This is a genomic window from Staphylococcus sp. HMSC034G07 (assembly GCF_001835975.1).
In the GTDB taxonomy this organism is placed as follows: Bacteria; Bacillota; Bacilli; order Staphylococcales; family Staphylococcaceae; genus Staphylococcus; species Staphylococcus ureilyticus.
This window is the reverse complement of the sequence record NZ_KV826608.1, coordinates 258918-284016: the sequence shown is the minus strand read 5'-3', so window position 1 is coordinate 284016 and position 25099 is coordinate 258918. Positions and strand designations below refer to the sequence as shown.

The following is a 25099-nucleotide window of genomic DNA, read 5'->3' as shown; positions in this document are numbered from 1 at the left end:
CAATATAAGTACTTGATTTGTAAATGGAAAATGTTAAAGATTTAAAGCGAAAACCTGAGCTGTAGCTCATGCATAAGCCCCACTAACTCAATAAATTGAGAAGTGGGGCTTTAAAATAAACTAGAGCCTAGGACAAATCAATAATGTCCTAGACTCTAGCTTTAAATCAATATATTTAATTAATCAATTTCATAGTGTTTAACCTTAACATTTAGAATTTAGCATTATTTTGCTTTTTCTTCTGTAAAGGCATTAATTACTTTTGAAAGTAATCGATTTAGTTCTTTGTTTTCTTCTGCGCTAAGTGAAGATGCAACTGCCACATCTTGACATGCTGTGTCCAATTCAGGTCGAATTGCTTCACTTTTATCTGTTAAGTGGATAAACACTTCACGTTGATCTACTTCAGAACGTTCACGTTTAATTAAATCAACTTGCTCCATTCTTTTTAGTAATGGAGATACAGTACCTGTATCAAGTGCTAATTCAGTTACGACTTTTTTCACATTAACAGGTGAGTCAGCCCATAAGATTGTTAAAACTAAAAACTGTGGATATGTCAATTTGTATTTTTTAAAGACATTGTTAGAGTAGTAGCGATTTACTTGTCTTTGAGCATTATACAAACTGAAACATAATTGATCCTTTAAATTAAGTGGTTCAGACATAAAGTTCTCCTCCAGACATTCTATCCGTTTTGTTCTTTCTGTTATCGGATTTGAATCCGTCTATTGTTGTGTAACACTTCCTCAAGCATACTTTCACACTGTGCCATGCTAAAATAAAGTATGTATAAAGTTTAGAAGAAAGTCAACATTTTATCAAGTGAAAGGTTAATTATAAGAATAATTAAAGTTTTACGCAAACATTTTTATTTATGAAATGAGTGAGTATATGAAAAATATTAACAATCAAAAAACCCGAATTACGATTATCACAGGATTTTTAGGGAGTGGTAAAACAACTTTTCTTAGTAAATATGTAAAATATTTACAAAAAAACAATGAAAACCCAAGTGTAATCGTAAACGAATACGGTAATTTAGATATAGATAGCTATGCTATTAGCGATGATATTGAGGTTGCGTCAATATTAAATGGTTGCGTATGTTGTGATTTGCAACTAGATTTAATAAAACAATTAAAACATTTTCTAAGCAAAAGTGCAATGCGCCATATAATAATTGAGGCGACAGGTTTAGCACATCCAATTGAAATTATTGCAGCATGCCAGGATCCTGAAATTATTGAACAAGTCGCTCAACCCACAGTAGTAGGCTTGGTGGATGGGCCTCGCTTCTTAAATCGTTTTCAATATACAAACCATACAATTCAATTGATGGAAGAACAATTATCTGTATGCCATGACATAGTGATGAACAAAATGGATCTCATTGATAATCATACACATGAGCTTGATGAAGCAATCCGCAAAATTAATCCAACAGCATCCAAATATTTTACTACATATGCAGATATGGATATGAATCAAATTGCTCTGGTTGAAAATGGAAACCAAATGAATATAAATAACCATGTACATCATTATGGGATAAATCGTCTACATTATCATTTTTCTGGACCTATTCATAGACAATTATTTTATCAATTTATTTTACGGTTGCCAGATAATGTTCTAAGATTAAAGGGATATGTAAAATTTAAAGATATGCCCAACGATATTTATGAATTTCAATATGCGTTCGGATTACCAGATTATCAAACGATTGATAAAGAAGTACCCTTAACGATTGTTATGATTGGTGAACAATTAGATATAAATCAACTACGAAATCAATTAGATATGCTACAATTTACCTAATTTAAATTAATGTACTGAAGAAGGGGTTTGATTCATTATGGAAAGAGTGAAAATTAACCAACATGTATCCTTTTCAAATGTAATACAAGGGTTTTGGAGAGCAAAAGATTGGGATTGGACACCACAACAATTAAATTACTATATTAATGAATTAGTCGAGCGTGGAATTACTACTATGGATCATGCAGATATATACGGGGATTATAGTTGTGAAGGGATTTTTGGAGAAGCGCTTAAATTATCACCTAATCTACGGGAGCATCTTGAAATCGTTTCTAAATGTGGCATTGTATTGCCATCAGAGCATTTGGCGGCAGCAAATGGACATCGATACGATCACAGTAAAAAACATATCAGAGAAACTGTGGAACGTTCGCTTAAACAATTGCAAGTAGAACAGTTAGATTCATTATTGATTCATAGACCATCTCCGTTGATGGATCCTCACGAAATCACTGAAGCTGTTAAATCTTTAGTTAAAGAAGGGAAAATCAAATCGTTCGGTGTGTCAAATTTTAACAAATCTCAGTATGATTTATTAAGTAAATGCTTAGTTTGTGATAAATTACATATTACTTTAAATCAATTAGAAGTTTCTCCTTATACATTAGATGCGATTGAAGATGGAACCATTAACTATATGTACAAAGATGATGTTAAAATTATGTCATGGAGTCCGTTGGCTGGAGGGAAACTGTTTGATCTTGAAGACGAAAAATCAGCAAGAATCACTGCGATTATATCTCCATTGGCACAAAAGTATAACGTTACGACAACTGCAATTATAATGTCTTGGTTAAAAAAACATCCAGCTTCAATTATGCCGGTGTTAGGCACGCAAAAGATTAATCGTATTGATGAAGCATTACAAGGTATGACAATAACGTTAACTGACCAAGAATGGTTTGATATTTATACAGCTTCCTTAGGTCATGATATTCCTTAGATTCTAATTAGAAGGAGCGTAGAACATGAGTATTCAGAATGAACAACATCATAGAGATCAGTTTAGATTTCAACGCAATTTTATTAACTTTCCTTTTTTAGGTTTTGCAATAGTAATTGCTTTATTAAACATAATATATCCTGACATAAATGTCATGATGGCATTGTTTGGTTTGTTCTTTTTATACAATGGTGGGATATTGTTTGTGGCGTTTATAAAGCATTATAAACGTGTGATGGTCTTAGCAATTATCTTAACCTTAATGTCATTAGCACTATTTGGAATGACGATGTATTTATATGCTAAATCAAATAATTTACTATAATGTAAAATATTACTTGATCTAAATAAGTAGTAGGAGGGTATACATGGAGCAATGGATCACTCATTTTATGGAACAATTTGGTTACTGGGGAATTGCTTTTCTGATATTTTTAGAAAATATCTTCCCTCCTATACCTTCTGAAATCATCTTAACGTTTGGTGGTTTTATGACCACACACTCAAACTTGAGTTTTATTGGTGTAACACTTACATCAACTGTAGGATCTATTGTTGGAGCGATTGCTCTTTATGGCATAGGTGCTTGGATAGGAGAAAGAAATTTATATAAAATTGTAGATCGTTATGGAAAAATAATACGAGTAAAAAGAAGTGATTTAGATAAAACACTGCATTGGTTCGAGCGATACGGTTATTGGACGATATTTTTCTGTAGATTTGTACCTCTTTTAAGAAGTTTAATTTCAATTCCTGCTGGTTTAACACGCATGAATATGCCTTTGTTTTTATTATTTACAACAATTGGTACATTGATTTGGAATATCGTTTTAATTTATTTAGGACAAACAGTTGGTAGCAATTGGCATGTGATTGTGCACTATATGGATATTTACTCTAAAATGATTTATATCGTACTTATTATTTTAGTTATTTTTATTATTTGGAAGTGGTTGAAACGTCAACGAAAGCATAAGCAAAATTAAGCATAAGCTTTGCGAATTCGAACAATATTTTAGTAGCTACTAAAGAATGGTTTACTTATTAACATCTTATGGTGTGAGATAGCACTTAAATTTATTCAAATTGATTGTATGTGCACACTTTGCCAAAGTTTACTAGGATTGAGATTCATGCATAAGTCCCACTAACGCAATAAATTGAGAAATTTAATTCAAGCATACTAAGACAATTCACTTATCTATCATTATAAGGGGATGATATTATGACAAAACAAAAGGTTTCTATTATAGGTGCTGGCAATACAGGATCTACATTAGCTTTTATTATAGCTAAACATGAATTAGCAGATGTAGTATTAATTGATCAACCTAAAAATGAAGGACAGGTTAAAGGTAAAGCACTGGATATATTACAAAGTAGTCCAATTTATGGCTTTGATGTAAATGTTTCAGGCTCAGTAGACTATGCTGATACAAAAGACTCGGATATTGTTGTGATTACTGCTGGGGTGCCACGCAAGCCTGGAATGAGCAGAGATGATTTGGTTAAAATAAATGAACAAGTAATGGAAGATGTTACCAAAGAAATTGTTAAATATTCTCCTGAATGTAAAATAATAGTGCTCACTAATCCGGTTGACGCAATGACCTATTCGGTCTTAAAAACATCAGGTTTATCTAAAGAACGCGTTCTTGGACAGTCGGGTATTTTAGATACTGCAAGATATCAGACATTTATAGCGGAAGCTTTAGGCGTTTCGATTAAAGATATTAAAGGATTAGTACTAGGTGGTCATGGAGATACCATGCTTCCGTTAGTTAATGCTACAAATGTTAATGGTGTACCATTGACTAAATTATTAGATGAAACTACTATTAACCAAATTATTGAACGTACTCGAAAAGGTGGTGCTGAAATAGTAGAATTATTAGGTACTGGTTCTGCTTATTATGCGCCAGCTTCAGCAGTGTATACGATGTTGGAAGCAATTTTAAAAGATCAACAACGCTTATTACCCTCTATTGCATATTTAGAGAATGAATATGGTTTTTCTGATATTTGCTTAGGTGTCCCTACAATATTAGGAGAAAATGGTATAGAACGTATCTTAGAACTCGAGCTATCTGCTGAAGAATTAAAACAATTACAAATTTCAGCAAATGCTGTTCAACAAATAAAACAATCGCTAAAAAATAAATAACTTTTTTAAAAAGAAACACCCACAACATGGCCAATAAGTCTGCTGTGGGTGTTTCGTTATATAATTAAATTTGTGATTACATCCTGAAAATACAAATATACACCGCAACGTACTCAAGAAAAGTTAAAATATACATATACTTTAACCTTAACTTTGTTTTAATAGAAACATGCCAATCAGGATATTTACATTCGTAATAAAATAATTGCAAATAAAATAAACCGATACCTAGTGGTAAACACATGAGTAGAATGCTTTTTGTGTATGAAAATCCTATGTCATGGAGTAAATGTCCAATAATTAGCTGAAATACGATGAGTACAATAAGTAAAATTAAAATATTAAAAGTCATTTTGTATGTTGTACTCCTTTCGCAAATGTATAAATTAAAACTTGAAGCAATACAAGTAATATGACAAATAGGAAAGCATCAAAATCTAAATGATTGATGACTTCTCTGTAAATTCGAAGTGGTTCATTGATAATATAAACAGAATGCAAACGCAAGAACCGTCCGATATAAATACCTAAGCCATTTAAAAACATCATTATTAATATAATAGTTCTATTGAACCAACGATGCGTTGTAAAATTTTCCATTTCTACAAACATTAAAATTAATAAATATAAGGCTAATAAGACACCGGCAACTAAAAAAGTAAAATACATCCATTCAACGATGATTAGCCCTTGATAAAAATTAAAAGTAAATTGATTTAAATGTATTAAATCAGTAACCATATATAGTGTATTGGGTACCATGCATAAAAATATAAGTACAAAAACGATAAATAATGGCCATTCATATTTATATTTCGGTTTAAATAAATTTAATAGTAAGCACAATTCAAATGGAATATATGCTAAAAATAGATTGAGTGTCATAAATTGATAAAATTGGTTAAAGAAAATAGATATAATCATTAAAATTAAAAATATTGTTCTAGCAATGTAACGTGGGGCGATACTTACACCTACTTTCCTTTTAGATTTATATATGTGATAAACACACATGATCATATAATTATTTTTAGGGGGTACAGTTTTAGCTAATGTTAAAAATACGACTTTGTTTGAAAATGTATTTTTAATATTCTCATTGACTAAGTTTAGTTAATGACAAGCAGTTCAATTTTTAAATAGCAAATAAAAATCCCCTCAAAAAGCTCAATATCAAGGGAACAGCAATATAAAATTACGAATGTGATTTTTCATAATACAATTTATAAACGAAAATTTCAATTATAAACATAATTCGAACCTATTGAAAACGTTTTAAAATAAAAACAAGTTATACATAAATAGCTATTTTCAAAACAAAGTAAATATAAAGCATTTGAGTTAATATACATTATTTTTAAATTTTCCGTTTTTGAGCGATGAGGTTGTTTACTTTTAAAGTTTATTAGTATGATTTGGACTTGTAATTTCTCACAAATTCAAACTCAGAGCGTCAAGACGTTTCAAAATGGTAATCGATAAATGTTAGTACAAAAATAATTGAAGTGTGCTAGTTGGCAATATTAAAAGAATATATATACAGAAAAAACGTTAATTTCTATCTAATTTCAATAGAAATTAACGTTTATGCTTTAGCAAGAGCAAATAATGTTCATGTGTTTTGATTAAGATAGTTTAAATGTATACAAATAATTCCTGACCTATATATAAATTTTATTTTTTGAAGTTAAACACAGTAAATGTTTTTATGGACTAATGATTCATTATTGTTAAATGGACACAAACAATTTACAAGTCTAATAAATTCAATCCTATGTCTGCATTGTGTTTACGATTTATATCTAGGTTTGTCATTGTAATGACGATTTCTGCAGTAGCAGATACAACTGCTTTTGTTAAATGACCGCTTAATGTTTCATATTGGTTAGTACCAAAAGTTGCATGTAAATGTGCAAACGGCTTTTCATCAATATGAGAAATATTACCTAACAGGCTAATTAATTCTAAAGGTTCTTTAATTTCCTTTTTTTCATAGGTTTTAGTTTCTAAATTATAGAAATTTAATTCTACGTCGTCACAAGCTCCAATACCACTAACCGTTCCAAATTTACCGTTTTGCTCACTAGCAAGATCCGTTACAGCTTCAATAATATCTTCACCTTGTTCTAGAACTAATACGATAGTATTGCCATCTACTTGATATACCATTTGAAAACCTCCATTCAAATTAATACGTTAATATCATTATACAATTAATTATTTATGAGATGTATAATAGTGTTTGAAAATGTAAGTTTTTCTATTGTTTTTCTATAGGAAAATGTTATAGAATGTTCTAATATTGTGCATTCCTCTAAATTAACGATTCAAAACAAGATGATTAAAAAATGTGTATAAGAATGGAGTGAGAAACGTGAATAAACAATTTTATATTTTATATTTTAATATCTTTTTAGTCTTTTTAGGTATCGGTTTGGTTGTACCAGTGTTACCCGTATACTTAAAAGATTTAGGTTTAAAAGGTAGTGACCTAGGAATTCTTGTTGCGGTCTTTGCACTCGCACAAATGATTATTTCACCATTTGGTGGTACGCTTGCAGATAAATTAGGTAAAAAATTAATTATTTGTATTGGGCTTGCACTTTTTGCGATTTCAGAATTCTTATTTGCCGCAAGCCACACGTTTTCTCTACTAATCGTTTCTAGAATATTAGGTGGGTTTAGTGCTGGAATGGTTATGCCTGGTGTTACAGGGATGATTGCTGATATTTCTATCGGAAGAGATAAAGCGAAGAATTTTGGTTATATGTCCGCAATCATTAATTCAGGTTTCATTTTAGGGCCTGGTTTAGGTGGATTACTAGCAGAAGTTTCACATAGATTACCGTTTTATGTGGCTGGTACAAGCGGTGTGATAGCGCTTATATTATCTATCACTTTAATTAAAAATCCAAAAAACGAAACGCAAGATGGTTTTACACATTATCAACCTGAATTATTGTCTAAAATAAATTGGAAAGTGTTTCTCACTCCAGTTATTTTAACACTTGTACTCGCATTTGGTTTGTCGGCGTTCGAAACACTATTCCCTTTATATACAGCTGATAAAGCACACTATTCACCTATAGATATCTCCTTTGCAATTACTGGTGGAGGCATTTTTGGTGCGATATTCCAAGTGTTTTTCTTTGATAAGTTTATGAAATACTTTGAAGAACTTACTTTCATTACTTATGCATTACTTTATTCAGCAATTATATTACTTGCGTTGACATTTATGCATAATTACTGGTCAATTATGATTATTAGTTTTATAGTATTTATTGGATTTGATATGATTCGACCAGCAATTACGAATTATTTTTCTAATATTGCTGGAAATCGCCAAGGATTTGCTGGTGGATTAAACTCGACCTTCACAAGCATGGGGAATTTTATAGGACCATTAGTAGCTGGTACATTATACGATATTAACTTTGAATTCCCACTTTATATGGCAATATTAGTAATGTTTATTGGTATGATAGTAATATTTATTGAGAAATCAATTCGATATCGTCTAAAAAAATCATAAAATTAATAACGCAGACAAGTTACGATGCTTAAAACGAAATGCTATATATGACATGAGAAAATAAGTCACTATTCTATAAAAGATAATTTAGATTTCTCACAAATAAACTAATATTAAAGGAGTAAGATATGAGATGGGAGTTACCAATTTAATTTCATATCTTACTCCTTTTTAATTTGAAAAATAAAGCAATTCAAACTTTAGAAATATGTTGATTTGTCATGTTAATACTCCTAATTGGTTTAAAAGGGGCTGTATTTATTCATTTATAATTTCAAATATGACACGAATATTAAATTAAGTTGCATACGTAATATTCATGTTACAGAAATTACAATTGTTTTAAATTGTAGTCTATATAAGTTTTTTGTTAAATATTTGTGATAATATGTTGTTGTGATTATTAAAGAGAGATGATTAAGGGGATAAAGTTGAAGAATTTACTATTATCAATATTGGCTTTTCTATTAACATGCTGCTTCATATTTTTATTAGTATTAGTTACTAATCAACAAGTGCTAGCCAAAGTACATGAAACGATATCGAGTTATTCCGATACTAATAATACTGTTCAATCCAAAGCAAGCGCGGAAAAAACAGACTTCGAATCAAACATGCCGAACGATAAAAAGCATGACGCGCAAAAAGAAAAGCCATATAATGCAAAAAACCATGAGCCGATAGCAAAATTAGCAACGCATGATTTGAATGATAAAGAGGCTGGAGAAATCAATTTGCCTCAATTTTCAGAAGCGCTAAATAAAGCGAAAAAAATGGTAGACAATGATAACCATTCTGAAAATAAATATAATGACTATGGTATTGATAGTACATGTGAGGGAACTTATTACTATATTTTTACTTTCGAAAATAAGCAACATCCCAAAACATATTATAGAGTCACTGTAGATCAAAATAATGAGGCAAGAATATTTGATGATGCTTATCAAGTTCAAAAACATCAAGACCAAGACAAACCGAGAATATCGCCTCATGAATCAGAAGTAATTGCTCAAAAATATGCAAAAGATGCACTAGGAAATAATGCTACCTTGAAAAAAGTTCAAGCTTCAAAGCAAGGTATGTCTTATACATTTTATGATGCGGCAGCAAATAAAGAATATAAAGTTATTGTGAATAAATTGGGTGATGTCATACGTCAACCTGCATTAAAATAGGGAAATAAAAACATTCAACTTTTAGATACTATTGAAGTTGAATGTTTTTTAGTATCATAAAAAAGTATAAAGTTAAATGTATCGATGTTATTATTATATTAAGACTAAACTGATTTATATTTTGATGAATATTAAATTATTAAAAATTGAAAAGGATGAATGTTTTGAAAAAAATAAAAAAAGCAATTATACCTGCAGCAGGATTAGGTACAAGATTTCTTCCGGCAACAAAAGCTATGCCAAAAGAAATGCTACCAATTTTAGATAAACCAACGATTCAATACATTGTTGAGGAAGCGGCTCGTGCTGGTATTGAAGACATTATAATTGTGACTGGTAAACATAAACGAGCAATTGAAGATCATTTTGATAATCAAAAAGAATTAGAAATGATTTTAGAAGAAAAAGGAAAAACTGATTTATTAGAAAAAGTGAATTACTCTACCGAACTTGCTAATATTTTTTATGTAAGACAAAAAGAACAGAAAGGCTTAGGACATGCGATTTATTCAGCGCGTCAATTTATTGGGGATGAACCTTTTGCCGTATTATTAGGTGATGATATTGTTGAATCTACACAGCCAGCCATCAAACAATTGATGAATACATATGAAGAAACTGGTAAATCCGTAATCGGTGTTCAAGAAGTGGATGAAAACGATACGCATCGTTACGGTATTATTGACCCATTAAGTAAAAGCGGACGTCAATATGAAGTGAATCAATTTGTAGAAAAACCAAAACAAGGAACTGCACCTTCAAATCTAGCAATTATGGGGCGTTATGTGTTAACACCTGATATTTTTGAATATTTAGCAAATCAAGGTAAAGGTGCTGGTGGGGAGATTCAACTGACAGACGCTATTGAAAGAATGAATAAGGAAAGCCAAGTCTATGCCTATGATTTTGAAGGTGAGCGTTATGATGTTGGTGAAAAATTAGGTTTCGTTAAAACTACAATCGAATTCGCTTTAAAAGACCAAGAAATGAAAGCGGCGTTAACGCAATTTATTAAGCAACTTAATCTGGATGAATGATTTGTGATCAAGTTCCTTTATAGATAGAAAATATTTTGATATACATGAAACATTTTAATCATATGAGGTATCGAAATGAAGCAAAAGAAAACGAATGCTATGCGAATGTTAGATCGTCAAAAGATAAACTATAGTGTCAATATTTATGAAATTTCAGATGAACATATAGATGGTACTGAAGTAGCAAATAAAGTAGGCATAGAGGATAAGTATGTTTATAAAACACTTGTTTTAGAAAATAGTGATCATCATCATTTTGTGTTTATTATTCCGGTAAGTAACACATTAGATATGAAAGCGGCGGCACATGCGGTAAATGAAAAGAAACTGCAATTAATGCCTTTAGATGATCTTAAAAAAGTAACAGGCTATATAAGAGGTGGTTGTTCACCGATTGGCATGAAAAAGCAATTTGAAACCGTTGTTGATGAGCAAGCAACAAGTATAGATTCACTTTATATTAGTGGTGGAGAGCGCGGGATACAGATTGAAATGGCAGTAGATGATTTGGTTGAAGTCACCAATGCAAAAGTGATGCACGTCACTCATCATTAACAACGCAAAAATAAATAAAATCACGAAATAGGCATGATTCCATTTCGTGATTATTTAGCAGGCAGTAAGTAATTAAATATTTTTTTGTAATTTTATAAAATTGAGTGTATTAATGATTTGAATCTTTATTCGAATTTTGCACTCTTTTTTTTATGCGTTTTTTAAATTGACGTTCTACAATCATTAAAAACGTAAGGCTCAATGTAAAAAATGTGAGAGCCATCGTTAGAACAAACATAGATTCTATTGGGAGTAACAGTAATATAAGTAGTACGATAAAGTTACTAATATATGCATATGTATAGAGTAAAATCATGGTCATTCGTATATATTTGTCGGATGTTTGACTAATAAATTGTAACAGGTTAAACGCCATTTGAAAAAACAACAAAATATATATTATCAAAGTTTGAAAAAACACAAAATCAGTTTTGAATTTTTCACTTATGTATATATTGAGCATCATTAAAATAGCAAAGATAATTGCGGTACTAATTCTGATTCGTCTTTCCCATTTTATAATAGATGATTTTTGCATAACTTCAAGGCACTCCTTGTAAGAAATATATGGAATAAAAAAGATTGTGTTATACATTGTGCATTATAACGTAATGAGATGTATTATCAAGATACTCAAAATGGTTATTAATACATAGTTATGGAGCATAATTATTTATAAAAAGGCCAATCATCAAATTTTATTAGTTTTATATGATTGTTTTTGATTGTTTTTGACAATAAATGATTGAAAAAAGAAAGCGCAACCATTATAATGAAAATGAAATGAGGTGAAGGGATGATTACAGAAAAGCGCCAGGAGCTCATATTGACTGAATTGTCAAAAAAAGATTTTTTAACCTTGCAAGAATTAATAGATCGAACTGGATGTAGTGCTTCTACAATTCGCCGAGATTTATCCAAATTACAAAAAATTGGGAAGTTGAAAAGAGTACACGGTGGGGCAATGCTTAATGAATCATCTATTTTAGAACCTAATTTGGCAGATAAACGCGGTACAAATTTAAAGGAAAAACAAGAAATTGCTCGATTAGCAGCACTAGAAATAGAAGACAATGAATGTATTTTTATAGATGCTGGTTCAACTACACTTGAGATGATTCCTTATATTGATGCACAAAATATCATTGTAGTAACAAGTGGTTTGACGCATGTCGAAGAGTTAATTAAACATGGTATACGTACATTTATTTTAGGTGGAGAAATTAAATCGACAACATATGCGACAGTAGGTGCTAGCGCACTTGAAACGTTGAAAAGCTATCGTTTTGATAAAGTATTCCTTGGTATGAACGGTATTGATTTAAAATATGGTTTAACTACACCAGACGAGCAAGAAGCAATTATTAAAAAACACGCGATATATTTAGGTTCGAAAGCGTATGTTTTAGCTGATCATGATAAATACGACAAGGTGTATTTTGCACATGTGCCTGTCGAAACACAAGTTAGCATTGTTACTTCTAAAAAAGTAAAAGAGAGTGACATATTTAAGCAATATACTGAACATTATACATTTATTGGAGGTACACGATGATTTATACGGTAACTTTTAATCCCTCTATTGATTACATCATGTTTGCTGATGATTTTAAATTAAATGGATTAAACAGAGCGACAGAAACTTTTAAATTTGCTGGAGGTAAGGGTATCAATGTTTCAAGGGTATTGAAAACATTGAATGTCCCTTCAACAGCCTTAGGATTTGCAGGTGGATTTCCAGGTCAATTTATAGATGACACTTTAAAAAAAGCAGGTATTCAAACTGATTTTATAGAGATAGATGAAGATACGCGGATTAATGTAAAACTGAAAACTGGTGATGAAACAGAAATAAATGCACCAGGTCCAAATATTTCTCAAACACAATTTGAAAATCTACTCAGACAACTTAAACAAACTTCAAAAAAAGATATAGTAGTTGTGGCAGGAAGTATACCGAAAAGCGTCCCTAAAGATGCTTATGAACAAATTGCAAAAATCATAAAACAAACAGGTGCTCGATTAGTCGTAGATGCTGAAAAAGATTTAGTGGAATCCGTATTAAAATACAACCCACTATTTATTAAACCGAACAAACATGAATTAGAAGTGATGTTTGATACATCAATCAATTCTGACGAAGATGTTATCTATTACGCACAAGAAATTATGAAACAAGGAGCATCATCTGTGATTGTGTCACTTGGTGGTGAGGGCGCAATTTATGTTGATCATAAACATAGTTTGAAAGCGTCAGTACCTCATGGTCAAGTTGTCAATACAGTTGGTTCCGGTGATAGCACTGTTGCAGGCATGATAGCTGGTCTTGAAACAGGATTGACGATTGAAAACGCGTTTAAACAAGCGGTTTCTGCGGGGACAGCGACTGCTTTTAACGATGATTTAGCCTCATACAAAGCCATTGAAGATATTAAAGAACATGTGACAATTACGACGCTAAAAGGGAGTGAATGAGATGAGAATTACAGAGTTATTAACTCAAGAGACAATAGCTATGGATCTTTCATCAACTGATAAGAATGGTGTCATAGATGAATTAGTGAATCAACTAGATAAAGCAAACAAATTAAACGATGTATCAGTTTTTAAAGAAGCTATTTATAATCGTGAAGCGCAAAGTACCACAGGTATTGGAGAAGGTATTGCGATACCACATGCTAAAGTAGCTGCGGTAGATACGCCTGCTATCGCCTTTGGTAAATCTAAAGCGGGTGTGGATTATCAAAGTTTAGATATGCAACCGGCACATCTGTTCTTTATGATTGCTGCTCCAGAAGGTGGCGCACAAACACATTTAGATGCATTAGCAAAACTATCAGGTATTTTAATGGATGATAAAGTGCGAGAAGATTTACTAAATGCAACGTCTCCACAAGAAGTGTTACAAATCATTGATAAAGCTGATGATGAAGCTACAGAAGAAGTAGAAGAAGAAACCGAAAGTTCTGTCTCTTCAGCTGACACAAATGAACCCTATATATTAGCGGTTACTGCTTGTCCAACGGGCATAGCACATACTTATATGGCTCGCGATGCTTTGAAAAAACAAGCTGAAAAAATGGGCGTTAAAATAAAAGTAGAAACAAATGGATCTGGTGGTATAAAGAATCATCTCACAAATGAAGATATCGAACGTGCAACTGGCGTTATTGTAGCGGCAGATGTGCATGTTGAAACAGCGCGTTTTAATGGTAAGAATGTTGTTGAAGTACCAGTAGCTGACGGAATTAAACGCCCAGAAGAATTAATAAATATGGCTCAAGATACTTCTCGTAAACCGTTTGTAGCGAGTGCTAATTCAAGTAAAGCACAATCAGAAAGTAATGAAAAACAAGGTGTCGGTAAGACAATTTATAAACATTTGATGAACGGTGTTTCTAATATGCTACCACTTGTTATAGCTGGTGGTATTTTAATGGCTATTGTGTTCTTGTTTGGTGCAAACTCATTTGATCCAAAAAGTTCAGATTACAATGCGTTCGCAGAACAATTGTGGAATATAGGTAACAAGAGCGCCTTTATGCTAATTATACCTATACTTGCTGGTTATATTGCACGCAGTATTGCAGACAAACCAGGTTTTGCTGCTGGTTTGGTTGGTGGTATGATTGCGGTATCCGGCGACTCTGGTTTTATCGGAGGTATTCTTGCAGGTTTCTTAGCAGGTTATTTGACACAAGGTATTAAGAAAGTAGTTAGTGGTTTACCTCAGTCATTGGAAGGTTTAAAACCAACATTAATTTTCCCTGTATTCTCTGTTTCTATAACAGGTTTACTGATGATTTACGTTTTAAATCCCCCAGCGTCTTGGTTAAATAATTTATTGCTGAATGGATTACAAAGTTTATCAGGTACTAACATTATGTTACTTGGTCTTGTTATTGGCGCGATGATGGCAATCGATATGGGTGGTCCATTTAATAAAGCCGCTTATGTCTTTGCAACTGCAGCATTGACAGAAGGAAACGCAGCACCAATTACTGCTGCTATGGTTGGAGGAATGATTCCACCAATCGCAATTGCCACAGCCATGTTACTGTTCCGTAAAAAATTCACAAAAGAACAAAAAGGGTCTATTGTTCCTAACTACGTAATGGGGCTATCCTTTATTACTGAAGGTGCAATTCCTTTTGCCGCAGCTGACCCTATTCGTGTAATTCCTTCCATGATGATTGGTTCTGGAGTTGGTGGAGCGATAGCATTAGGTTTAGGCTCATCTATCCAAGCGCCACATGGAGGTATCTTTGTCATAGTTGGTACTGACTTCGGACATGTCTTGCAATCGCTATTAGCTATTGCTATTGGAGCGATTATCAGTGCGTTTATTTATGGTATGTTAAAACCAAAATTAACTAAAGATGAGATACAAAGTTCAGAAGCGATGAATGATTAAAATTATAGAGGTTCATAATGAAAACCAGAAGAAACTCATGATTGAGTGAAACTTCTGGTTTTTTATTATTTGCTTTTGAATATAATATAAGCGTTGAATTTGGTAAAATAAAATATAAGTGATTTAAGAAAATTTTAACCTAAAATAATTGAAAAGAAGGTAATATAAATGGTTGAATATGTAATTGAAAATGGACGAATATATACTGAAACTGAAACCATTGATTGCGGTTATATCATCATTAAATCTGGTAAAATTGCTGGTTTAGGTGTTGGGAAGTATGAAGGTGATTTACAAACGATCGATGCACAAGGGCATCATATTCTACCTGGTTTTATTGATATTCATATGCATGGTGGCTATGGGGAAGATGCGATGGATGCATCGATGACGGGCTTAAAACATTTATCAGAATCATTGCTATCTGAAGGCACAACGAGTTATTTAGCAACTACAATGACACAATCAGATGAAAATATAACAAAGGCACTTAAAAATATTGCTACATATCAAACACAACAAGATACGAAAAATACAGCTGAAATTGTGGGTATCCATTTAGAAGGTCCGTTTATTTCTGAGCATAAGGTAGGGGCACAAAATCCTGGTTATGTCCAACGACCTTCAGTAGAAAAATTAAAATACTTCCAAAATATAGCGAATAATCACATCAAAGTCGTCACATTTGCACCTGAAGTCGATGGTGCTAAAGAAACGTTGGCAACTTTTAAAGATCAAATTATATTTTCAATTGGACATACTGTTGCGACATTTGATGAGAGCAATGAAGCGGTGGAAAACGGTGCCAAACATGTTACGCATTTATATAATGCAGGTACCCCGTTTGAACATAGAGAACCAGGGCTATTCGGCGCTGCGTGGATTAATGAAAAATTAAACACTGAAGTTATCGTCGATGGGATTCATTCACATCCAGCTGCTGTAAATATTGCATATAAGCAAAAAGGCAATGAACATTTCTATTTAATTACAGATGCTATGAGAGCAAAAGGAATGCCGGATGGAGAATATGATTTAGGAGGTCAAAATGTCATCGTGAGAGGCTCAGAAGCACGTTTAGCTTCAGGAGCATTAGCGGGAAGTATTTTAAAAATGAATACTGGTTTGAATAATCTTATTAAATTTACAGGTGATACCCTAGATAATCTATGGCGTGTTACGAGCTTAAATCAGGCCATTGCTTTGAACATTGACGATAAAAAAGGTAGCCTAAAAACAGGTAAAGATGCTGATATTGTCATTGTGAACGATGATATTGAAGTTCAGACAACAATTAAAAATGGTGAAATCCATCATTTTATAAAATAAGCATTATTTTAAAGTATATAAACATTTTCAGAACAAAAGATGTAAAATTTAGAAAGTTGACGTGAAGGTGATTTTGCGTTTAAATGGTACATTAGGAGAATATAAAATTTTAATTTGTATAAATTACTTTCGAAATAAGTATTGTGATAAAATAAAAGAAATGCGTATTTTTAGGGAGGTGTTACAATGGGAAGGATTTAGCATATAAAACAAACTTAAGCAATCAAATCATATTTTATAAGCAGTCACCTATTGTGACACAAAATTTGGAGGTGAATCCCTAGAAATAGGGAACTAATTGGAAACAGTGACCATAATAAATTTAGTAATATTCTTTTTTTTAATAGCATTAACTACAGTCTTCGTAGGCTCAGAATTTGCATTAGTAAAGGTACGTACTACTAGGATTGAACAACTTGCAACAGAAGGCAATGGTAGTGCGCGTGTTGTTAAAAAAATGATTAAAAACCTAGACTATTACTTATCAGCATGTCAATTGGGTATTACAGTGACATCTTTAGGATTAGGTTGGTTAGGTGAACCAACATTTAACAAGTTGCTACACCCATTATTTGAATTAATCCATTTACCTGAAGCACTGACGACAACTATTTCATTTATCGTAGCATTTATCATTGTGACATATCTACATGTTGTTTTGGGTGAGTTAGCACCAAAAACACTTGCTATCCAATATACTGAAAAATTAGCATTGGTTTACGCTAGACCCCTATATTATTTCGGATTTGTAATGAAACCATTAATTTGGTTAATGAATGGTTCAGCAAGAATGATTATTCGTATGTTTGGTGTGGATCCTGATGCAAATAATGATGCCATGTCAGAAGAAGAAATAAAAATTATTATAAATAATAGTTATAATGGTGGAGAAATTAATCAAACAGAATTAGCATATATGCAAAATATTTTTTCATTTGATGAAAGACATGCCAAGGATATCATGGTACCGCGTACACAAATGGTTACATTAAATGAACCGTTTAATGTAGATGAACTATTAGAAACGATTAAGGAACATCAATTCACACGTTACCCAATTACAGAAGATGGCGATAAAGACCATGTTAAAGGGTTTATTAATGTAAAAGAATTTTTAACAGAGTATGCTTCTGGTAAACCGATGAAAGCAAGTAACTATATCCATGATTTACCAATGATTTCTGAAACAACTAGGATTAGTGATGCGCTTATTAGAATGCAGCGTGAACATGTTCACATTAGCTTGATTATCGATGAATATGGTGGTACTGCAGGTATTTTAACGATGGAAGATATCTTAGAAGAAATCGTCGGTGAAATTCGTGATGAGTTTGATGATGATGAAGTCAATGATGTTGTAAGACTAAGTGATAATAAATACCAAATTAACGGTAGAGTGTTATTAGATGATTTAAATGATCAATTTGGTATTGAATTTGAAGATTCTGAAGATATAGATACAATTGGTGGCTGGTTACAGGCACATAATACTAATTTACAACCCAATGATTATGTAGATACACAATATGATCGTTGGATTATATCAGAAGTGGATAATCATCAAATTATCAATGTTATCTTAGAATTTGAATATCATGAAACACGTCCAACTCCAGAAGAAGATGAAGACGAAGAAAGCAACGATAATTAAGCTATGAGTATGATGCACTAGCAATGTTGAAATTTTTAGCATAGTAATCATCATTTGCTGACAAGATATCAACATATGTTTTGCACCACTCGCATATTACTTGTATGATAAAATATAAGTAGGTATTGCAAAAACTGGGACATCATTGAATGTTCCAGTTTTTTTATAATTATCTTTATAGAAAAGCTAAATGCATAACGTGTTTTTATGTAAAATTGAAAATATATTGATATTAAAAATGAGGAGGATAAGTGTATGTTAGAAGATACATATTATTTAAATAATGGTTATCCTATGCCAAAAGTTGGTTTAGGTGTGTATAAAATCACTGATGAGGAAATGGAAAATGCTGTATCTAGCGCTTTAGATATTGGTTACCGTGCTTTTGATACAGCTTACTTTTATAAAAATGAAATTGCATTAGGCAATGCTTTAAAAAAATCTGATGTACCACGTTCTGAATTATTTATTACATCAAAGATATGGAATGATTATCAAGGATATGATAAAACAATTGAATTTTTTACAAAATCTATAGAGAATTTAGGTACTGATTATCTAGATTTATTTTTAATACATTGGCCATGTGAGGAAGATGGACTTTTTATTGAAACGTATAAAGCGATGGAAAAATTATATAGAGATGGTCGAATCCGTGCCATTGGGGTATGTAACTTTAAACAACATCATTTAGAAAAATTGATGGCAGAGACAGAAATTACGCCTGCTGTGAACCAAGTGGAGGTACACCCTTATTTCAATCAGCATGAGCTACAAGATTTTTGTGATAAGCATGATATTGCAGTGACAGCTTGGATGCCACTCATGAGAAACCAAGGTTTACTTGAACATCCTATCATTGTTGATATTGCCGAACGTTATAGTAAAACACCTGCACAAATCGTGTTGCGTTGGCATTTAGCACATAACCGTTTAATTATACCAAAGTCTAAAACACCTAAACGTATTAAAGAAAATTATGATATTTTTGATTTTAGTTTAGAATTAACGGATATTGCTGAGATTGATAATCTAAATCGAGATGCGCGCCAAGGTAAAGATCCTGATAAAGTGCGTATAGGCGATTTAAAGTAATGATCTAAAATAGCAAAATTTAGCTTTGTTTATAAAAATTTGAAGCGAAAAATAGCTGAAAATGGAGAAGTAGTTGCAAAATCAAGGCTTATTTTTTAGTAGTTTCTTCAAAAAAGGTGAACGTTAAATATTTTAAATAACGTAGGATAGAGCATGGTGTTCATGACACTTGTTTCTCTATCCTACTTTTTTAATTTTACGAATATATGTTTTATTTCCTTTTCTGACAAATAGTTGATAAACTAAATGGACAATGTTACAACTTTTTACAAAAAAGATATTGAACAATATTTATATGTATATATGCTCTACATTATCATAAAAATTTAAAAACTAAATTTTAGTGTTTCTTAATGACACGAATTATTGGTATTATCTATTTCAAAATTTTTAAAAGAGTGTAAGTTTTATAATTGATTATTAAGGAAATATAAAAATTGTGTAAACCTAAATGAAAAGAATGGCGAAATAACTGTAAATATTGGTAAAGTAAAATTGAAGTAATTGAAATGAAGGTGTTTATTATGCATATAAGAGTTATAGTGCCATGTTATAACGAAGGTGAAGTAATATTAAAAACATATCACAAGTTAACTGAAATATTAGATGAAGATAGTCTTAACCGTCACTATAACTATGATTTGCTATTTGTAGATGATGGTAGTCAAGATAAAACGATTAATTATATTCAAGAAATGGCAGCACAGGATGAACATGTAAAATATATTTCATTTAGTAGGAATTTTGGTAAGGAATCAGCAATGATTGCCGGTTTCCAACACAGTGTGGAATGTGATGCTGTTGTGATGATTGATGCTGATTTACAGCACCCGCCAGAGCTTATACCACAGATGATAGATAGTTATTTGGATGGCTATGATCAAGTCGTCGCAAAACGAGATAGAACAGGTGAAAAACGTTCAAGAAAATTTTTAACGCAATGCTATTACAAAGTGATTAATCATTTTGTCGAGGATATTAAACTAGAAGACGGTGTTGGAGATTTTAGATTGCTTAGTCAACGCGCGTTACACTCATTAACATCGTTAAATGAATATAATCGTTTTTCAAAAGGGTTATATGAATGGATTGGCTATAATACTAAAGTTTTTACTTATGAAAATGTTGAAAGAGAAGAAGGTACATCGAAATGGTCATTTGGTAAATTATTGAACTATGGTATAGATGGCTTGATCTCATTTAATAATAAACCATTACGCGCTATGATTTATTTAGGACTGATTGTATTTTTTGTGAGTCTACTTTATATTATATTTAGTTTTGGAAATATTATGATTAATGGTGTGAAAACACCAGGGTACTTTTCAACAATTGCAGCTATTTTATTACTTGGAGGCATCCAACTGATTTCAATCGGTATTGTAGGCGAATATATCGGTAGGATATATTATGAAGTAAAACAGCGACCAAAATATATTGTTCAAGTATCTAATTTAAAGCAGGTAGACAAAACGAAAGGGTTGGACTCTGAATTAGAAATGTCTGAATATCCAGAAGAAGAGAAAGAACAAAATAAAAACAGTATAAATAGAGAAGAACATTTTTATGTACCATCTCATAAGGTTAAAACTGAAAAGAATAAAACACTTGTTAAACATAGATAATCACTGCCCTCAGGTTATGCTAAAAGCGTAGTCTGGGGGTTTCGTTTATTAAAAAATTGAGTTTAATTGTGCATAGTTGTCCGAGGAGGTGATTTGAGCCTGTGTCTTTCGGCATATCAATCTAAAGCATTATCACATTACAAAATTGTATAAGAGCCAAATTAGTTAAATACTCTTAAAAGCAAAAATAAAAATGTTATAGTCAAAGAAATTTTGATACAGAAGTAATGTTTAGTTTTATAAAGGTTGTTTTAGATTTTAGGTTATTGTTGAGCCCGTACACACAAAGTTAAAATAACAACTAAAGATGATACGAATGACATTTTAAAAAAGATAGATCATAAACCCTCATGATAATAACACTTTAAAAAACAAAAAACGTCAATTTCTAAAGTATCTCAATAGAAATTGACGCTTATTTTTGGTTGAGATTTTAGTATTCCTGAGTGCTTTCGCTATTTAGTCATCTTCTGACGATATAGAAACTATGACATTAAGTTTCAGGAATTTCTTTTAAAACTAAAAAATTAACAAACCATTTATTTTTTACGTAATTTTCCCAATATAAATGATGCAAGGGCAACAAGAATAATTGTTCCAATTAGTGCAGGGAAGATAGCGATACCGCCTAAATGCCAACCCCAATCACCTAATATCCATGAACCTAGTGCAGAACCTACGATACCAGCAATGATATTTCCTAAAATACCTCCAGGGATATCTTTACCGACGATACCACCAGCAATCCAGCCGATTAAACCGCCGACAATTAACATAATAATAAATCCAAACATAAGTATACCTCCTTTTTAAATATCATAATCAATTATTACATACCACAAAATATAATTTGCTAATCATTTTTTGAAAAAAATATATTCTGCCATAATAAAAAAAGTAAGAATAATAAATGTACAATTATAAAGGCATACCAATAAGGTGTTAATAAAGGCATGATTGTAAAAGATAATACAATAATAATTTGGCCAATCACTACTGGTTTGCGAATACGATTCAAGATTTTAATTTGTTCTTTTTCATGTGTTTGGAATGTACTATAGAACAATAAAGTTGCACCTATGAGAAAAATAGCTGGAGCTAAATATGGAATGGACATATAGTAAGAATCTTTACTTGTATCGTATGAAAGGATTAAAGATGTACTCATGATAATCGTTAAAATAAAACCAATAAATTTTTGATCAGTTATGACATATGTTTTTGTTTTTTTATTGAGATACAATTGCAACAATGTCCAAATAATTAAATGGGTGCAAGTATAAAATGTTATGTAATCGTATTTACCAACAAGGACTAAATTAATGATACTATTAATGGTTATTGATAAAAGTATAGAGCTAAACTTAAGTTGTTTGAAATTCTGACGATATAAATCAATACCGAGTATGATTGCTACCGTAGCTATATTTATGATTATATTTATTAGCATGTTGCTCTCCTAACCTAGATACTTCACTGCAACATTATATCAATTAAGTTAGATTTAATCATTTAATAACAGTTGATGTTTTAAAAAATTATAAGTCATTATCTGACATATTGTAAAATTGTTATTATTTTAAATAATTATATTTACAGTGACAATCATTGCTATGTTTTATGTACAAAGTAAAAACCGGTTTATTGTATAGACAAAGAGCATTATACAACGAACCGGTTCATTGACTCAATTTAAACACCTTTTTTATTACTCCAAAGTAAAGTATGTAATTGAGGTAATACATATACATTATTCATATCGCTACTATCCATGACACGATTCACAAGGGTTTCATATAATGAAAGTAACTTTTCTGTGTGAGATTCAACATATTCTCCGTCTAGGTATGGATTCCCAACTTGTAAATAAAATGGCACGTTAGGATATCTATGATGAATCATTTTGGCAAATTCAAAGTCCTCATCATTGAAAATAACTACTTTAAGATTGAGTGTTTCTGGCTTACATTTAGCAATAACATCATCTAAAATAGGTAAATTTGGTTTCATCATTGAGCTAGGTGGTTTTGGACTAATTGTTAAATCATCAATTTGTGTCATCCATGGTTGGAATTTACTGCCTTGTGTTTCTAGGGCGCTTTGTATGCCTTTGTCTTCGAATAAATCGACTAATGTTTGAATGCCTTTTATTAAAGCTGGATTGCCTCCTGAAATTGTTACGTGATTAAATGATTCACCTGCAATGTCATATAATTGCGCATAAATTTCTGTAGCATCCATCATGCGTATTTCTTCTTTTGCACTGCCATCCCATGTAAAACTAGAGTCACACCAACTGCAACGGTAATCACATCCGGCTGTACGTACAAACATGGTTTTGCGGCCGATGACACGACCTTCACCTTGTATCGTTGGACCAAAAATTTCAAGCACAGGTATTTTACTCATGGTTTGGCTCCTTTGGTCGATATATGACATAACTTGTTGGTGTTTCTCTGACGTAAACTTGCAAGCATTGTGGTGTGTTTGGCCTTTGGTTTAATGAAGACTGAACCATCTCATATATTGTTTGTGCCACAATTTCAGTTGAAGGACTTTTACCCTCAAATTGAGGTAACTCATTTAATAATTGATGGTCAAATTGACCGTGTACGAGTTGTTTCAATTCACTAAAATTCACTAAAAACCCATTATGGTCTACGGTATCTCCACCGATTGTTAAGTTGACAAAGTAAGTATGTCCATGCGTACGCATGCATTTTCCAGCGTCTTCACTTGGAATATAATGTGCGGCTGAAAAATTAAAATCCTTATTAAGTTCAAATTGGTAATTGTGGTTAACACTAGGGTAATTTTGTTGGAACATATTAATTCGCTCCTTTTTCTTCTAGATAAGCATTAAGACCGCGTGCGCGTAGTTTACAGGCAGGACATTCGCCACATCCTTCGCCAATAATCCCGTTATAACAAGTTAACGTCCGCTTTCGAACGTATTCTAATACACCGAGTTCATCGCTTAAAGCCCACGTTTGTTTTTTATCCAGCCACATTAACGGCGTGTGAATAACGAAATCTTTATCCATAGAGAGGGAAAGTGTAACGTTCATTGACTTAATAAAGCTATCTCGACAATCAGGGTAGCCAGAAAAGTCTGTTTCACATACACCCGTGATAATATGTTTAGTATTTGTCTGATATGCTAGGGCGCCAGCAAAAGATAAGAACAGCAAGTTACGTGCAGGCACAAACGTGTTTGGCATACCACTATCTCCTTCATTTATATCCATATCATGTTGTGTCAATGCGTTAGGAGTGAGTTGAGATAATAGGGACATGTCAAGTATATGGTGCTCGACTGCTTGTTCTTGAGCGATTTGTTTTGCAACCTGAATTTCTGTATCGTGTCTTTGTCCATATTCAAAAGTTACTAAGACAACTTCATCAAAATGTTTTTTTGCCCAAAATAAACAGGTTGTACTATCTTGGCCACCGCTAAATACTACGATGGCTTTATTATTGTTTAATGGCTGTTGTGTCATTATAGTTTACACTCCTTAAAATATCGTGCTAGCTTTGCCATATAAAACTGATGACGCCATAAAAAAACGCCTATCTCTATAAAAAGATAGACGTCGTTCAAGTGTCTAGTTTTTTATAGAGGGTGTCAGCTAGAAACCTCTGTTACATTTATACCGTGACTAGAATAATACATTTAAGCTGTAAAATCAAGTTGAGATTTGGGATAATAACTATATTAGAATAATATATAACTACAAATGAGGTGATTC

General features: G+C 31.9%; 25 protein-coding genes. 16 read left to right on the top strand and 9 right to left on the bottom strand.

What is annotated here, in order from left to right; translation table 11 throughout:
- Positions 1-224 precede the first annotated feature (224 nt).
- The gene (locus HMPREF2586_RS07460; protein WP_046207364.1) at positions 225-668 is read right to left on the bottom strand and encodes a global transcriptional regulator MgrA; all 444 of its coding nucleotides are present in this window, start codon (positions 666-668) and stop codon (positions 225-227) included.
- Between the two features lie 226 nt (positions 669-894).
- Between HMPREF2586_RS07460 and HMPREF2586_RS07455 the strand changes: the two genes are divergently transcribed.
- From HMPREF2586_RS07455 to mdh, 5 genes are all read left to right on the top strand, one after another.
- Complete coding sequence (locus tag HMPREF2586_RS07455; RefSeq protein ID WP_070657618.1) at positions 895-1821, top strand: CobW family GTP-binding protein; 927 nt, start codon at positions 895-897, stop codon at positions 1819-1821.
- Between the two features lie 37 nt (positions 1822-1858).
- Entirely contained in the window at positions 1859-2767 is a 909-nt protein-coding gene (locus HMPREF2586_RS07450; protein WP_070657620.1) for an aldo/keto reductase, read from the top strand.
- A 25-nt stretch (positions 2768-2792) separates the two neighbouring features.
- A complete protein-coding gene (locus tag HMPREF2586_RS07445; RefSeq protein ID WP_064209544.1) occupies positions 2793-3092 on the top strand; it encodes a hypothetical protein in 300 nt (99 codons plus the stop codon).
- A 43-nt stretch (positions 3093-3135) separates the two neighbouring features.
- On the top strand, positions 3136-3753 hold the full coding sequence (locus tag HMPREF2586_RS07440) for a DedA family protein (RefSeq protein ID WP_070039025.1): 618 nt from the start codon (positions 3136-3138) through the stop codon (positions 3751-3753).
- A gap of 239 nt (positions 3754-3992) precedes the next feature.
- Positions 3993-4931, top strand: coding sequence for a malate dehydrogenase (gene mdh / locus HMPREF2586_RS07435; RefSeq protein ID WP_070657622.1), 939 nt, complete (start codon positions 3993-3995; stop codon positions 4929-4931).
- Positions 4932-5007: 76 nt separating this feature from the next.
- On the opposite strand, the gene HMPREF2586_RS12995 is transcribed toward mdh, so the two are convergent.
- The 3 genes from HMPREF2586_RS12995 to HMPREF2586_RS07420 all read right to left on the bottom strand — a co-directional run bounded on the left by HMPREF2586_RS12995 (position 5008) and on the right by HMPREF2586_RS07420 (position 7100).
- Positions 5008-5283, bottom strand: a complete 276-nt coding sequence (locus tag HMPREF2586_RS12995) for a hypothetical protein (RefSeq protein ID WP_070812705.1) — start codon at positions 5281-5283, stop codon at positions 5008-5010.
- Positions 5280-5945: a DUF1361 domain-containing protein gene (locus tag HMPREF2586_RS07425; RefSeq protein WP_081357273.1), complete on the bottom strand. Its 666-nt coding sequence runs from the start codon at positions 5943-5945 to the stop codon at positions 5280-5282. Before HMPREF2586_RS07425 ends, HMPREF2586_RS12995 begins: the two co-directional genes overlap by 4 nt.
- Before the next feature lie 735 nt (positions 5946-6680).
- On the bottom strand, positions 6681-7100 hold the full coding sequence (locus tag HMPREF2586_RS07420) for a PPC domain-containing DNA-binding protein (protein WP_070812704.1): 420 nt from the start codon (positions 7098-7100) through the stop codon (positions 6681-6683).
- A 205-nt stretch (positions 7101-7305) separates the two neighbouring features.
- Between HMPREF2586_RS07420 and norA the strand changes: the two genes are divergently transcribed.
- From norA to HMPREF2586_RS07360, 11 genes are all read left to right on the top strand, one after another.
- A complete protein-coding gene (gene norA / locus HMPREF2586_RS07415) occupies positions 7306-8466 on the top strand; it encodes a multidrug efflux MFS transporter NorA (RefSeq protein WP_070657626.1) in 1161 nt (386 codons plus the stop codon).
- A 431-nt stretch (positions 8467-8897) separates the two neighbouring features.
- The gene (locus tag HMPREF2586_RS07410; RefSeq protein WP_070657628.1) at positions 8898-9644 is read left to right on the top strand and encodes a hypothetical protein; all 747 of its coding nucleotides are present in this window, start codon (positions 8898-8900) and stop codon (positions 9642-9644) included.
- 164 nt (positions 9645-9808) lie between these two features.
- Positions 9809-10681 carry a UTP--glucose-1-phosphate uridylyltransferase GalU gene (gene galU, locus HMPREF2586_RS07405; RefSeq protein WP_046207374.1) on the top strand — a complete coding sequence of 291 codons (873 nt, stop codon included), beginning with the start codon at positions 9809-9811 and terminating at the stop codon, positions 10679-10681.
- Positions 10682-10756: 75 nt separating this feature from the next.
- Positions 10757-11236 (top strand): Cys-tRNA(Pro) deacylase, encoded by a 480-nt coding sequence (gene ybaK, locus HMPREF2586_RS07400; protein ID WP_064209536.1) that lies wholly within the window; start codon positions 10757-10759, stop codon positions 11234-11236.
- A 796-nt stretch (positions 11237-12032) separates the two neighbouring features.
- On the top strand, positions 12033-12791 hold the full coding sequence (locus tag HMPREF2586_RS07390) for a DeoR/GlpR family DNA-binding transcription regulator (protein ID WP_046207377.1): 759 nt from the start codon (positions 12033-12035) through the stop codon (positions 12789-12791).
- Positions 12788-13711, top strand: coding sequence for a 1-phosphofructokinase (gene pfkB, locus HMPREF2586_RS07385; protein ID WP_070657632.1), 924 nt, complete (start codon positions 12788-12790; stop codon positions 13709-13711). The genes HMPREF2586_RS07390 and pfkB overlap by 4 nt, the downstream gene beginning before the upstream one ends.
- A gap of 1 nt (position 13712) precedes the next feature.
- Positions 13713-15650 (top strand): PTS fructose transporter subunit IIABC, encoded by a 1938-nt coding sequence (locus HMPREF2586_RS07380; RefSeq protein ID WP_070657634.1) that lies wholly within the window; start codon positions 13713-13715, stop codon positions 15648-15650.
- A 168-nt stretch (positions 15651-15818) separates the two neighbouring features.
- Positions 15819-16979 (top strand): N-acetylglucosamine-6-phosphate deacetylase, encoded by a 1161-nt coding sequence (gene nagA / locus HMPREF2586_RS07375; protein WP_070657636.1) that lies wholly within the window; start codon positions 15819-15821, stop codon positions 16977-16979.
- Between the two features lie 298 nt (positions 16980-17277).
- Positions 17278-18630 (top strand): hemolysin family protein, encoded by a 1353-nt coding sequence (locus HMPREF2586_RS07370; RefSeq protein ID WP_046207381.1) that lies wholly within the window; start codon positions 17278-17280, stop codon positions 18628-18630.
- Positions 18631-18885: 255 nt separating this feature from the next.
- The gene (locus HMPREF2586_RS07365; RefSeq protein ID WP_046207382.1) at positions 18886-19725 is read left to right on the top strand and encodes an aldo/keto reductase; all 840 of its coding nucleotides are present in this window, start codon (positions 18886-18888) and stop codon (positions 19723-19725) included.
- A 524-nt stretch (positions 19726-20249) separates the two neighbouring features.
- Positions 20250-21350 (top strand): glycosyltransferase family 2 protein, encoded by a 1101-nt coding sequence (locus tag HMPREF2586_RS07360; protein WP_046207383.1) that lies wholly within the window; start codon positions 20250-20252, stop codon positions 21348-21350.
- 539 nt (positions 21351-21889) lie between these two features.
- Here the strand turns inward: HMPREF2586_RS07360 and HMPREF2586_RS07355 are convergent.
- From HMPREF2586_RS07355 to queC, 5 genes are all read right to left on the bottom strand, one after another.
- Entirely contained in the window at positions 21890-22144 is a 255-nt protein-coding gene (locus tag HMPREF2586_RS07355; RefSeq protein ID WP_046207384.1) for a GlsB/YeaQ/YmgE family stress response membrane protein, read from the bottom strand.
- Positions 22145-22203: 59 nt separating this feature from the next.
- Positions 22204-22800 carry a hypothetical protein gene (locus tag HMPREF2586_RS07350; RefSeq protein WP_070812703.1) on the bottom strand — a complete coding sequence of 199 codons (597 nt, stop codon included), beginning with the start codon at positions 22798-22800 and terminating at the stop codon, positions 22204-22206.
- A gap of 242 nt (positions 22801-23042) precedes the next feature.
- Positions 23043-23759, bottom strand: a complete 717-nt coding sequence (gene queE, locus HMPREF2586_RS07345) for a 7-carboxy-7-deazaguanine synthase QueE (RefSeq protein WP_046207386.1) — start codon at positions 23757-23759, stop codon at positions 23043-23045.
- The gene (gene queD, locus HMPREF2586_RS07340) at positions 23752-24177 is read right to left on the bottom strand and encodes a 6-carboxytetrahydropterin synthase QueD (RefSeq protein WP_070039052.1); all 426 of its coding nucleotides are present in this window, start codon (positions 24175-24177) and stop codon (positions 23752-23754) included. Before queD ends, queE begins: the two co-directional genes overlap by 8 nt.
- 1 nt (position 24178) lies before the next feature.
- Positions 24179-24850, bottom strand: a complete 672-nt coding sequence (gene queC, locus HMPREF2586_RS07335) for a 7-cyano-7-deazaguanine synthase QueC (RefSeq protein ID WP_046207388.1) — start codon at positions 24848-24850, stop codon at positions 24179-24181.
- Between the last annotated feature and the right edge of the window lie 249 nt (positions 24851-25099).